Origin of the sequence: Curtobacterium sp. MEB011 (genome assembly GCF_030209655.1) — a bacterium.
In the GTDB taxonomy this organism is placed as follows: Bacteria; Actinomycetota; Actinomycetes; order Actinomycetales; family Microbacteriaceae; genus Curtobacterium; species Curtobacterium poinsettiae.
The window spans coordinates 293,442-305,848 of sequence record NZ_JARVRN010000007.1 but is presented as its reverse complement, the minus strand read 5'-3'; the positions used below and the strand labels follow the sequence as shown (position 1 = coordinate 305,848).

The following is a 12,407-nucleotide window of genomic DNA, read 5'->3' as shown; positions in this document are numbered from 1 at the left end:
TGGGCAGCACCATGAGCGCACGCAGCGTGGAGCGCGGCACGTCCCCCCGGACCGTCGCCGTCGTGACCGAGAGCTTCCTGCCCACCCTCAACGGCGTGACCACGAGTGTCCTGGCGGTCCTCGACCACCTGGAACGACGTGGTCACCGCGCGGTCGTGATCGCCCCGGACACCCCCGGACTCGCGCAGTTCCGCTCGCGCAGCGCGGTCGAGCGCTACCGCTCCTTCGACGTCCACCGTGTCCCTGCGGTCGCCTACCGGCAGTTCCCGGTGGCGCTCCCCCACCCGGTGCTCGACACGATCCTCGCCGCCTCCGGCGCCGACGTGCTCCACGCCGCGAGTCCGTTCCTGCTGGGTGGGCGCGCGATCACGGCGGCCGGGAGGCTCGGCATCCCCTCCGTCGCCGTCTTCCAGACCGACGTGGCCGGGTTCGCCCGCCGCAACGGCCTGACCGCGACCGTCCCGTTGGTGCGGAAGATCCTCGGACGCATCCACGCGGGCGCCTCGCTGACGCTCGCCCCGTCGAGCGCGACGGCCGCGATGCTCGCCGAGGACGGCGTACCGCGCGTCGCCCGCTGGGGTCGCGGCGTCGACACCGAGCTGTTCCACCCCGCACGCCGGACGTCGGGGCACGTGCGGGCGCTCCGCCGCCGGCTCGCCCCGAACGGCGAGACGATCGTCGGGTACGTCGGTCGCCTCGCCCCGGAGAAGGAGGTCGAGCGACTCGCCGAACTCGGTGGTGTCCCCGGCATCCGGGTCGTCGTCGCCGGCGGCGGTCCGTCGCGGGCGATGCTCGAGCGGCGGCTCCGGCACCTCGACGTCACCTTCACCGGCCCCTTGCGCGGCGACGCCCTCGCCGACGCGTACGCAGCACTCGACCTGTTCGTGCACACCGGTCCGGCCGAGACCTTCGGGCAGACCCTGCAGGAGGCCCACGCCTCCGGCCTACCGGTGATCGCACCGGCGTCCGGCGGCCCGCTCGACCTGGTCGCCCCGGGGCTCGACGGGGAGCTCTACGACGCCGACGCACCCCAGGCCCTGCGGCACGCCGTCCTGCGGCTGCACCACGACCGCGCCCTGGCCGAGCGGATGGGTTCGGCCGGTCGGCTCCGCGTCGAGGGGACCACGTGGGAGGCCGTCGGCGACCAGCTCCTCGACCACCACGACACGGCCCGGACCATCGGCGCGCCGCCCGTCGGACGGGGCCTCCGGGCAGGTCGGGACGAGAAGGTCAGCGCTCGCGCATAGGATGGGTCGTGTTCCACACGAACACGAACGGCAAGGGCTCGCCGATCGGGCGAGCCCGTCCTATGGAAGGACGAGCTCATGGCTGAGCACACCGGCGGGGGTACGGCGACGGCGGTGCCCGACGTCTCGATCGAAGCGCCCAGGGCTTCTCGGACGCCACAGGGCACGCTCTACCGCGGATCCATCGGGATGTGGTCGTGGGTCCTCCACCGCATCACGGGCGTCGCGATCTACTTCTTCCTGCTCGTGCACATCCTCGACACGGCACTCGTGCGGCTCTCCCCCGAGGCCTACAACGCCGTCATCGGCACGTACAAGACCCCGATCATGAACCTCGGCGAGATCGCGCTGGTGATGGCCATCGTGTTCCACGCGTTCAACGGCCTGCGGATCATCCTGATCGACTTCTGGTCCAAGGGCCCGAAGTACCAGCGGGCCATGTTCTGGATCGTCATGGTCCTGTGGGCGGTGGCGATCGCGGGCTTCCTGCCCCGCCAGCTCATGAACCTCGTCGCGGACTTCAACTGAGGGGCACGGACATGACCACGCAGATCGTCGAACCTCCCCGCTCGGCAGCGGCCGCCCGGAGCACCACCAACTGGGAGAAGTGGGGCTGGATCTACATGCGCGCCTCGGGCGTCCTGCTCGTCGTGCTGATCTTCGGCCACCTCTTCGTCAACATGGTGGCGGGCGAGGGCGTCAAGCAGATCGACTTCGCCTTCGTCGCCGGCAAGTGGGCCAACCCCTTCTGGAAGGTCTGGGACTCGCTCATGCTGGTCCTCGCCCTCATCCACGGCTCGAACGGCATGCGCACCATCGTCAACGACTACGTGTCGAAGCCGGGCATCCGCAAGACGCTCCTCATCGCGATCCTGGCCGCCTGCGTCGTGCTGATCGTGCTCGGGCTCCTCGTCTGCTGGACCTTCGACCCGTGCCCCGCCGGCGCAGCTGCCGCCGACCTGCCGTCCTTCTGCCCGGCGCAGTAGCACCACCACCGTTGCTGCCCGCGTTCCCACCGTCTACGGAAAGACCCCTGTGACCGAGACCACCGTCCACCACCACCAGTTCGACATCGTCATCATCGGCGCCGGAGGCGCGGGCATGCGAGCCGCGATCGAAGCCGGCCCGAAGGCGAAGACGGCCGTCATCTCGAAGCTCTACCCCACCCGGTCGCACACCGGTGCGGCGCAGGGCGGTATGGCCGCAGCCCTCGCGAACGTCGAAGAGGACTCGTGGGAGTGGCACACCTTCGACACGATCAAGGGCGGCGACTACCTGGTCGACCAGGACGCCGCCGAGATCCTCGCGAAAGAGGCGATCGACGCCGTCATCGACCTCGAGAACATGGGCCTGCCGTTCAACCGCACGCCCGAGGGCAAGATCGACCAGCGTCGTTTCGGTGGGCACACCCGCGACCACGGCAAGTCCCCGGTCCGCCGGGCCTGCTACGCCGCCGACCGCACCGGGCACATGATCCTGCAGACGCTGTTCCAGAACTGCGTGAAGCTCGGCGTCGAGTTCTACAACGAGTTCTACGCACTCGACCTCATCATGGTCGACGTCGTCGGCGAGGACGGCGTCACCCGCCAGCAGCCGGCCGGCGTCGTCGCGTTCGAGCTCGCGACCGGTGAGCTCCACGTCTTCCACGCCAAGGCGATGATCTTCGCGACCGGTGGCTTCGGCAAGATGTACAAGACCACCTCGAACGCGCACACCCTGACCGGCGACGGCGTCGGCATCGTCTGGCGCAAGGGCCTGCCGCTCGAGGACATGGAGTTCTTCCAGTTCCACCCGACCGGCCTCGCAGGGCTCGGGATCCTGCTGACCGAGGGTGCCCGCGGTGAGGGCGCGATCCTCCGGAACGCCTCGGGTGAGCGCTTCATGGAGCGGTACGCCCCCACCATCAAGGACCTCGCTCCGCGTGACATCGTCGCGCGCTGCATGGTGCAGGAAGTGGCAGAAGGTCGCGGCGCCGGTCCGAACAAGGACTACGTGCTGCTCGACTGCACGCACCTGGGTGCCGAGGTCCTCGAGACGAAGCTGCCGGACATCACCGAGTTCGCCCGGACGTACCTCGGTGTCGACCCCGTCGTCGAGCCGGTCCCCGTCATGCCGACCGCGCACTACGCGATGGGCGGGATCCCGACGAACGTCAAGGCCGAGGTCCTGTACGACAACACCACCGTCGTCCCCGGGCTGTACGCCGCCGGCGAGTGCGCCTGCGTCTCCGTGCACGGCTCGAACCGTCTCGGCACGAACTCGCTGCTCGACATCAACGTCTTCGGCAAGCGCTCGGGCAACAACGCCGCCGAGTGGGTCCAGACCGCCGAGTTCCTCCCGCTGCCGGAAGACCCGGCTGCCGGCGTCCGCGGCATGCTCGACCAGCTCCGCGCCTCCACCGGCACCGAGCGCGTCTCTGCCCTCCGCAAGGAACTGCAAGAGGAGATGGACAAGAACGCGCAGGTGTTCCGCACGGACGAGTCGCTCGCCCGTGTCACCGAGACCCTGCACACACTGCGCAACCGTTTCATGCAGGTCTCCGTGCAGGACAAGGGCAAGCGGTTCAACACCGACCTGCTCGAGGCCGTCGAGCTCGGGTTCCTGCTCGACCTGGCCGAGGTCGTCGTCTACTCCGCACGCAACCGCAAGGAGAGCCGCGGCGGACACATGCGCGACGACTACCCGAAGCGCGACGACGAGAACTACATGCAGCACACCATGGCGTACCTGACGGGCGACCCGCACTCGTCGCTCGCCGACGACCACATCACGCTCGACTGGAAGCCTGTCGTCATCACGCGGTACCAGCCGATGGAGAGGAAGTACTGAGATGACCGACACCCTGGTCTCCGAAGCACCCCGCACCGACACCGTGCAGGACGCCCCTCCCGGATCCTTCTCGGTCACGGTCATCGTCCGTCGCTTCGATCCCGACGTCGACGACGAGCCGCGCTGGCAGGACTTCGACGTCATGATGCTGCCGACCGACCGCATCCTCGATGCCCTGCACAAGATCAAGTGGGAGCAGGACGGGTCGCTGACCTTCCGCCGTTCCTGCGCGCACGGTGTCTGCGGCTCCGACGCGATGCGCATCAACGGTCGGAACCGTCTGGCGTGCAAGACCCTGATCAAGGACCTCGACGTCTCGAAGCCGATCTACGTCGAGGCGATCAAGGGCCTGCCGCTCGAGAAGGACCTCGTCGTCGACATGGAGCCCTTCTTCCAGAGCTACCGCGAGGTGCAGCCGTTCCTGCAGTCCTCGTCGGCCCCGACGCCCGGCAAGGAGCGTGTGCAGTCGGTCGCCGACCGCGCCCGCTTCGACGACACCACGAAGTGCATCCTCTGCGCGGCGTGCACGTCGTCCTGCCCGGTGTTCTGGACCGACGGGCAGTACTTCGGCCCCGCCGCGATCGTGAACGCCCACCGCTTCATCTTCGACTCCCGCGACGACGCCGCGAACGTCCGTCTCGACATCCTCAACGACAAGGAAGGCGTCTGGCGCTGCCGGACCACCTTCAACTGCACCGACGCGTGCCCTCGCGGCATCCAGGTGACGAAGGCGATCTCCGAGGTCAAGCAGGCGATCATGCGGGGTCGGGCGTAGTCCCGGCTCCGTCCAAGCTCCGCACCACGCCGACCGATAGGCTCCCGACCATGACGTTCGCGGACACCCGCCCCATCCTCGACCAGCTCGGCTACACGACCCGGTACGTGCAGCTCCCCGGTGAGACCCTGCACGAACCGCCGGTCGAGGGGGCGCTCCGCATCGTCCAGACCGACGCCTCCGACTACGCGCTCGAGGTCGTCGACTACGGCACGGCTCGTCGGCTCGCGCAGGCGACGGGCGAGGACGACGCGGTGGAGATGCTTCGCCGGTTCCTGAACCGTCCGTTCCCGCAGCCGCGCGACATCCCCCGCCACGAGCTCGACGGGGTCCGTGACCGTGCGGCGTCGACCTACCCGCAGCTCGCGCAGCAGGTCTCCCAGGCGGGCGAACAGGGCCTGACCATCCAGATCCCGGCCGGCGTCCCCGTCGACCGCATCGGTGGCCCGGACGGCTACCTGCTCCACCCGCTCGACACCCCGCTGCCCAGCCGCTCGCTGCCGCCACACGTGACCTCGTCGCCCGAGACGCACCGCTACGTCGTCGACCGGCCGTTCCTGGTGAACGTCCGCTTCGTCCAGCCGTGGTTCGAGCAGCCGGGCGGTGCCCTGCGCTTCCAGATCGCCGACCCGTCCGCCACCGTGCGCGACCTGGTCGTCGACGGCGCGCTCGTCCGTCTCCGGGTGGTCTGACCGTCCACGAACGAGAACAGCCCACCCTGCGCTCGATGCGTGGGGTGGGCTGTTCTCGTTCGTGGAGCTACCGCAGGTCAGGGCGGTCGTACTGCGCGCCGGCCGGGTTCGACGGCAGGCAGCCGAACACGATCGCAGCCGCGCTGACGAACAGCGCGATCAGCCAGAACGGGCCTGCCAGGTTCGCGTCGTGCACGCGACGCCAGCCCAGCGCGATGCCCGGCACGATCGTGGCGAGCCACCACAGGAAGGAGAGGCCGAGCAGCACGAAGGCGAACGGCGACGGAGCGCTGCTCCCCGTGGGGTTGCCGTACTCGTCGACGCCGCTACTCGCCCCGACCGTCGCGAACAGGACGGCGTATAACCCGCCGAACAACACGATGGTCACGATGGCGTTGGCGAGGACGAAGTACCAGAACTCACTCCGGCTGGCGCGCCCGTCGAACCGGGCGTACTTCTTGAAGAACCGCGTGAACGCATCGAGGAACCCGATGCCGTACCACGGCGCCCAGAGCGGCGGGGTGCCATCAGGCCCGAGCGGGATCGGCTGCGCGAACTGCGGGTACGGGTCGACGTAGGGCTGGGCGTACGGCTGCTGCCCGTACCCAGGCTGCTGCCCGTACCCGGGCTGCTGCCCGTAGCCCGGCTGCTGCCCGTACCCAGGCTGCTGCCCGTACCCGGGCTGCCCCTGCGGCTGGTCGCCGCCCGGCTGGCCCCACTGCGGCGTCCCGTCGTTGCTCATCGGCTCGTGTCCGGACGGTCGTACCGAGCGCCCTGCGGGTTCGACGGCAGCAGTCCGAAGACGACACCGGCGACGCCGATGAACAGCGCGATGATCCACAGTGCACCGGACAGGTTCGCGTCGTGCAGGCGTCGCCAGCCCAGGGCGAGCGACGGCACCAGGGTCGCGAGGCCCCAGAGCACCAGCAGGACGAGCACCACCCAGAAGATCGGCGGGACCGGGTCCACCACCTGGTACGCAGTGCCGTAGTAGTCGACCGTCCGGGCGTTGCGCGTGGTGAGGCGGATGACGGCGCCGATGGTCACCAGGGCCCCGGTGACGATCGTGTTCGCCAGGAACCACCACCAGAACTCACTCCGACTCGCACGACCGCTGAACGTGGCGTACTTCGCGAAGAAGCGGGCGATGGCCTTCGGGAACGAGATGCCGTACCACGGAGCCCATCGCGGCGGGACGCCCGCGGCGCCGGTCGACTGACCGGTCTGCTCCGCGGGCGTCCACTGCTGCGTGCTCTCGGTCATCGGACACCCTGCGGACGGTCGTACCGCGCGCCCTGCGGGTTCGAGGGCAGCAGACCGAAGACGATGCCGACGATGCCGACGAAGAGCGCGATGATCCACAGCGCACCGGGGAGGTTCGCGTCGTGCAGTCGGCGCCAGCCGAGGGCGAGCGTCGGGACGATGATCGCCAGGCCCCAGAGCAGGGCGACGATGCCGACGATGACGAAGAGGGCGGACGGCTCGGTGACGGTCGACTGGACGCTGGTGGACGTCGCAGTCGACATCGACACGGTCGAGCGCTCGGAGGTGGCGATGCCGATGCCGTACAGGATGCCCAGGACGATGCCGATGATCCCGTTGGCCAGGTACCACCACCAGAACTCGCTCCGGCTGGCGCGACCGCTGAAGGTCGCGTACTTCTTGAAGAAGCGGCCGACGGCCTTGCCGAACGAGATCCCGTACCACGGTGCCCACAGCGGCGGTTCCCCGTCGGGCCCGGTCGGCGGCTGCTGGCCGTACTGCGGCGTGCCACCGAACTGGGCGTTCGGCTGGTTGTTCGGATCCTGCGGGTACTGGTCGCTCACGTGGTCCCCCTCGAGTGTTGGCTGATGTACACGTCCGAGTCAACCAGAACTCCCGAGCGGGCGGCAGGGCCGATCCGCTGCGCTACCCCTGCTGCGGCCGGTCGTACTGCTGCCCCTGCGGGTTCGTCGACATCAGGCCGATGATCAACGAGAACAGGATGCCGATGGGCGGGATGATGAAGAACAGCGCGAACATGCCGCTGAGGTTCACGTCGTGCAGCCGGCGTACGGTCAACGCGATGAACCCGAGGGCGCAGGCGAGGCTCCAGAGGCTGCCGAGTCCGTCCGAGCCGTCGTTGACGAACGGCAACACGTCGAACCCGCTGCCGATGATGCCGGCGGCCGCCGACCCGATCAGGTACCACAGCGCCCAGAACCAGTACTCCGACTGGCTGGCCCGACCGTCGAAGCGCACGTACTTCTTCCAGAACCGCAGGAACGCCTGGGGGAAGGGGATGCCGTACCAGGGCGCCCAGAGCGGCGGCTCGGATCTCCCACCACTCGGCTGACCCGGACCGGGCTGCCCGTACTGCCCTGGAGGCTGCTGACCCGGCTGCCCCCACGGCTGCTGGCCGGACTGCCCCGGCTGCTGCCCGTACGGGTCCCTGGGTGGGTACTGGTCACTCATGCGTGCGTTCCTTCCGGCGCGGGCTGTCGGTCCACACAGAGTGTGGCACTCCCCCGAGCCGGCGAGCGTCATCCGCGGGGACGACACCCGGCTCGGTCTCGCATCAGGGCAGGAGGGCGAGCTTGCCGCCGGGGTGCCCGGACTCCAGCAACTCCGCCGCCGCCTTCGCCTCGGACAACGGGAACGTCCGCGCGACCGGGACCTCGAGCCCTCCGGCACCGGCGCGGTCGATGAGCCGCTGCCGCACCGAGTCCCGGAACGCCTTGCTGGCCGGCTGCGCCCCACCCACGGCGGCGATACCGTCCGATGCGGCCCGCGCCTGCGCGGCGATCGTCACGATCCGTGACCGGTCCGCGACCAACGCGAGCGAGACGTCGACGGCCTCGTCGGTGCCGACGCAGTCCAGTGCCACGTCGATGCCGGAGGGGGCGAGATCACGGACACGCGCCTCCAGGCCGTCGCCGTACGCGACCCATTCGCCACCGAAGCGTCGCACGACGTCCGCACCACGCTCCGACGCGGTGCCGATGACGCGCGTGCCCAGCAGCCGCAGCTGCTGGAGCAGGCTGACGCCGACCGCGCCCGAGGCGCCGTGCACCAGGACGGTGTCGCGCCCCTCGGCGCGGGTGACGCGGAGCATGTCGGCGGCGGTCGAGCCGGCGAGGAGCAGGTTGGCGGCCTCCGCGAAACCGAGCGCGGTGGGCTTCGCGAAGACGTCGGCCGCGGGCACCGTGACCGACTCGGCCCAGCCGCCGCTGATGCGGAAGGCGAGGACCTCGTCGCCGACCGCTCCCCCGCCGGACGCGATCTCGGTGTCGGGGCCGACGGCGGACAGGACACCGGCGACCTCGTACCCGACGGCGATCGGCAGGTCCGCGGGGTCTCCCTGGCGGGTGTGCTTCGTGTCAGCAGGGTTCATGCCGGCGGCGCGGACGGCGATCGTGACCTCGCCGGGACCGGGCGCCGGCACCTCGGTGTCGACGTACTCCAGGACTTCGCTGCCGCCGAACCGTGGGGCCACCCAGTGCTTCGTCATGCGGGCGACGCTACGCGTCGCGGCCCCGGGACGAACGGGAGGCCCGTCACCAGCTGGTGACGGGCCTCCCGTTCGTCGGTGCTGACGTCGTCAGGCGCGTGCGGACCGGATCCGGTCGGCGAACGCGGCGTGCAGCGGGTGCTCCGCACCGAGACCGGTGATCTGCGTGGCCACGTCGGCGTCCGACGTGTCCGATGCGAGGAGAGCCTGCAGTTCGAGGCTCTGTTCGTCGTCCGCGACGTCGAAGCGGAGCGCAGCGGCCATCGCGTCGAGCAGCGCGGTCGGTTCGGTGCCGTCTTCGGCCAGCGCTGCGGCGGGCGAGACGAACCGCTCGTCACGCGACAACTTGCGGAGCGGCTGTCGGCCGACGCGGGTCACCGTGTCGGGCAGGTGCGGGTTCTCGAACCGGCCGATGATCGCCTGCACGTAGGCGCGGTGCACCTCGGGGTCGAGCTCGTGCCGGCGGACCAGCAGATCGCTCGTCTCAGTGAGCACGGACTCGAGCTCGGAGCGCACGGCGGGGATCGCGATGGCGTCCGAGATCTTGTCGGCCCCGGCGACGAAGCCGTGGTACGCGACGGTGGCGTGTCCGGTGTTCACCGTGAAGAGCTTGCGCTCGATCGAGGCGGCGAGGCCGTCGACGTAGTGCGCGCCGGGGATCTCCGGCTCGTTCCCACCGAACGGTGTGCGGTCGATGGCCCACTCGAAGTATGTCTCCACGGTCACGTCGAGTCCGCCGCCCTCGGGCTGCGCGGGCACGATGCGGTCGACGGCGGTGTTCGCGAACACGGCCTTCGCCAGGGCGGCGTCGCGGCCGTCCTCGGGCAGGGCAGCGACGATGAACTCGCGCAGGCGGTCCGTGGCGTTCAGGGCGTTCTCGCACGCCATCACGGCGATCGGTGCGGCGTCCGCGTCACGGGCGACCAGCGCGCGTGCGATGACCGGGGCGATGAACTTCAGGACGTTCGGGCCGACGGCGCACGTGACGATCGCGGCCGTCGCGATCTCGGCGACCACGCCGTCCTCGTCCTGCGCGCTGTTCAGTGCGCGGAAGTCCGTGACCTCGTGGTCCTGGGCGCCGGACCCGACCTCGTGCACGGTGTACGAGTCGGCTGCGGCCAGGGCGTCGATGAGCGGGGCGGCGACGTCGGCGAAGACGACCTCGTACCCGGCCTGGTGGAGCAGGAGCCCGACGAAGCCACGGCCGATGTTGCCGGCGCCGAAGTGGACGGCGGTGCTGGTGCTCACTCGTTGACCTCGCCGAGGATCGCCAGGATCGCGGCGGTGTCGGCGGCGTCGGTGAGCTTCTGGACCTCGTCCTCGTCGGAGAACACGATCGCGATCTTCGACAGGATGTCGAGGTGCTCGTTGTTCACGCCGGCGATGCCGACGACGAAGCGCACGGGGTTGCCGTCCCAGTCGATCGGGCTGGCGTAACGGATGAACGACAGGGCGGACGACTTGATGGCGTCCTTCGCGTCGTTGGTGCCGTGCGGGATCGCGAGGAAGTTGCCCATGTAGGTGGACACGCTCTTCTCGCGCTCGAGCATCGCCGGGTAGTAGTCGGCCGTGACCGCGCCCGCAGCTTCGAGGATCTCGGCCGCCTCCTTCATCGCCTCCGACTTGGTCGGCGCGGTGTCCTCGGTGTGGATGCGGATCTGGCTCTCCTGCAGGACGGGCATCGGGGGTTCTCCTTGTGTTGAGGACGTGATGGAGGGGACGGGTCAGCCCCGTCCCCTCCGATACTGCACTTCGTTACTGGTTGTGGCGTTACTGGTTCTTCAGCTGCTCGACGACCTGGTCGTACTGCGGCGCGTTCATGAAGTTGCCGACCGACACGTGCTGCGCGTTCGGGTTCTTCTGCTTCGCACGGTCCGTCAGCTCTTCCTGCGTGATGATCAGGTCCTCGTCACCGGACAGGTTCGCGATCGCCTTGTTGGAGACCGTGACCCCTTCGATGCCCGCCTTCTTGATCTTGTTGCGCAGGACGCTGGCGCCCATGGCGCTGGAGCCCATGCCGGCGTCGCAGGCGAAGACCAGGTTCTGGACCTTCGTCGCCGTCGCCGTGCTCGCCGAGCCGACGCCGCCGAGGGAGGCCTCGGCCTCTTCCTCGTTGGCCGGGGAGTTGTTGCCGAGCAGGCCGGCGGTCGCGGAGTTGACGTCGCGGCCCTTGTTGGCCTGGAGCTTCGCCATCGCGGCGCTCATGTCGCCGTCGTTGCCCATCTCGCGGTCACGCTTGCGGGTGGCGAGGAGGAAGAACGACGCGACCGCGAACGTGACTGCCGCGGACAGGACGACCGACAGGATGACGCCGAGGAAACTGTCCCGCGGCGTGTTCAGGAACACCGCGAAGATCGACCCGGGGGACGCAGGTGCCGTCAGGCCGGAGTTGAAGATGACGTTCGTCAGCACGCCCGTGCCGCCACCGAGGATCACCGCGATGAACATGACCGGCTTCTGCAGCACGTACGGGAAGTAGATCTCGTGGATGCCGCCGAAGAACTGGATGATGATCGCGCCGGGGGCGGTCGAACGAGCGATGCCGACACCGAAGATGGTGAACGCCAGCAGCAGGCCGAGGCCGGGGCCGGGGTTCGCCTCGAGCAGGAACAGGATCGACTTGCCCGACTCCTTGACCTGGTCCACGCCGAGCTGGTCGAGCACGCCGTGGTTGATCGCGTTGTTGAGGAAGAACACCTTCGCCGGCTCGATGAAGACGCTCGCGAGCGGGAGCAGGGAGTGGTTGATCAGGAACTCGACGGCTGCACCCAGTGCGGTCGCGATCCCGGTGAAGACCTTCGACAGCCAGAAGAACCCGGCCAGGAACAACCCGAACCCGAGGATGCCGGCGGCGTAGTTGTTGACCAGCATCTCGAAGCCCGGCTTGATCTTGCCGTCCCAGAGACGGTCCAGCTGCTTGATGATGTACGCACCGAGCGGCCCGCAGATCATCGCACCGAGGATCATCGTCGAGTCGGAGCCGAGGATGACGCCCATCGCGAAAATCGAGCCGACGACTGCACCGCGGGTCTCGTAGACCATGCGGCCACCCTGGAACGCGATCGCGAGCGGGATGAGGTACGTCAGGATCGGGCCGACGACACCCACGACACTGCCGTCGCGGGACCCGCCGAGGGCTGCGACCGGCGTCCAGCCGTCCGGGATGAAGAAGGCCGTGATGATGCCCCACGCGATGAAGATCGCGATGTTGGGCATGACCATGCCGGAGAGGAACGTGCCGAACTTCTGAACGGCGACGCGTGCGCCGCCCCGCGACTTCGCGGGTGCGTCGGGCGCTGCAACGGACGACGTTGTCATGTGCGGTGACTTTCTGTGTGGTGGAGCTGCTGCGTGGTGCTGGGAGGGTGGTGCTG

General features: G+C 69.2%; 14 protein-coding genes. 6 read left to right on the top strand and 8 right to left on the bottom strand.

What is annotated here, in order from left to right; translation table 11 throughout:
- The first annotated feature begins 11 nt into the window (after positions 1-11).
- The 6 genes from QRN30_RS10920 (at position 12) to QRN30_RS10895 (ending at position 5,543) form a co-directional block, all read left to right on the top strand.
- The gene (locus QRN30_RS10920; protein ID WP_240048676.1) at positions 12-1,247 is read left to right on the top strand and encodes a glycosyltransferase family 4 protein; all 1,236 of its coding nucleotides are present in this window, start codon (positions 12-14) and stop codon (positions 1,245-1,247) included.
- 78 nt (positions 1,248-1,325) lie between these two features.
- Entirely contained in the window at positions 1,326-1,775 is a 450-nt protein-coding gene (gene sdhC / locus QRN30_RS10915) for a succinate dehydrogenase, cytochrome b556 subunit (protein WP_017888739.1), read from the top strand.
- A gap of 11 nt (positions 1,776-1,786) precedes the next feature.
- Positions 1,787-2,233: a succinate dehydrogenase, hydrophobic membrane anchor protein gene (gene sdhD, locus QRN30_RS10910; protein WP_056070803.1), complete on the top strand. Its 447-nt coding sequence runs from the start codon at positions 1,787-1,789 to the stop codon at positions 2,231-2,233.
- A gap of 49 nt (positions 2,234-2,282) precedes the next feature.
- Positions 2,283-4,076: a succinate dehydrogenase flavoprotein subunit gene (gene sdhA, locus QRN30_RS10905; RefSeq protein WP_042538838.1), complete on the top strand. Its 1,794-nt coding sequence runs from the start codon at positions 2,283-2,285 to the stop codon at positions 4,074-4,076.
- Between the two features lies 1 nt (position 4,077).
- Complete coding sequence (locus QRN30_RS10900) at positions 4,078-4,851, top strand: succinate dehydrogenase iron-sulfur subunit (RefSeq protein ID WP_017888736.1); 774 nt, start codon at positions 4,078-4,080, stop codon at positions 4,849-4,851.
- Between the two features lie 50 nt (positions 4,852-4,901).
- Positions 4,902-5,543, top strand: coding sequence for a TNT domain-containing protein (locus QRN30_RS10895; protein WP_042538840.1), 642 nt, complete (start codon positions 4,902-4,904; stop codon positions 5,541-5,543).
- 67 nt (positions 5,544-5,610) lie between these two features.
- Here the strand turns inward: QRN30_RS10895 and QRN30_RS10890 are convergent, their stop codons facing one another.
- From QRN30_RS10890 to QRN30_RS10855, 8 genes are all read right to left on the bottom strand, one after another.
- Positions 5,611-6,285, bottom strand: coding sequence for a DUF805 domain-containing protein (locus QRN30_RS10890; protein ID WP_350225051.1), 675 nt, complete (start codon positions 6,283-6,285; stop codon positions 5,611-5,613).
- Positions 6,282-6,806 carry a DUF805 domain-containing protein gene (locus tag QRN30_RS10885; protein ID WP_284761076.1) on the bottom strand — a complete coding sequence of 175 codons (525 nt, stop codon included), beginning with the start codon at positions 6,804-6,806 and terminating at the stop codon, positions 6,282-6,284. The genes QRN30_RS10890 and QRN30_RS10885 overlap by 4 nt, the downstream gene beginning before the upstream one ends.
- Positions 6,803-7,369: a DUF805 domain-containing protein gene (locus QRN30_RS10880; protein WP_017888733.1), complete on the bottom strand. Its 567-nt coding sequence runs from the start codon at positions 7,367-7,369 to the stop codon at positions 6,803-6,805. The genes QRN30_RS10885 and QRN30_RS10880 overlap by 4 nt, the downstream gene beginning before the upstream one ends.
- Positions 7,370-7,451: 82 nt before the next feature.
- Positions 7,452-7,997, bottom strand: a complete 546-nt coding sequence (locus QRN30_RS10875; RefSeq protein ID WP_017888732.1) for a DUF805 domain-containing protein — start codon at positions 7,995-7,997, stop codon at positions 7,452-7,454.
- Positions 7,998-8,100: 103 nt separating this feature from the next.
- Positions 8,101-9,033: an NADP-dependent oxidoreductase gene (locus QRN30_RS10870; RefSeq protein ID WP_071251837.1), complete on the bottom strand. Its 933-nt coding sequence runs from the start codon at positions 9,031-9,033 to the stop codon at positions 8,101-8,103.
- A 90-nt stretch (positions 9,034-9,123) separates the two neighbouring features.
- On the bottom strand, positions 9,124-10,281 hold the full coding sequence (locus QRN30_RS10865; RefSeq protein ID WP_071251838.1) for a mannitol-1-phosphate 5-dehydrogenase: 1,158 nt from the start codon (positions 10,279-10,281) through the stop codon (positions 9,124-9,126).
- Positions 10,278-10,715 (bottom strand): PTS mannitol transporter subunit IIA, encoded by a 438-nt coding sequence (locus QRN30_RS10860; protein WP_017888729.1) that lies wholly within the window; start codon positions 10,713-10,715, stop codon positions 10,278-10,280. Before QRN30_RS10860 ends, QRN30_RS10865 begins: the two co-directional genes overlap by 4 nt.
- An 88-nt stretch (positions 10,716-10,803) precedes the next feature.
- The gene (locus tag QRN30_RS10855; protein ID WP_071251839.1) at positions 10,804-12,351 is read right to left on the bottom strand and encodes a PTS mannitol transporter subunit IIBC; all 1,548 of its coding nucleotides are present in this window, start codon (positions 12,349-12,351) and stop codon (positions 10,804-10,806) included.
- Positions 12,352-12,407 lie beyond the last annotated feature (56 nt).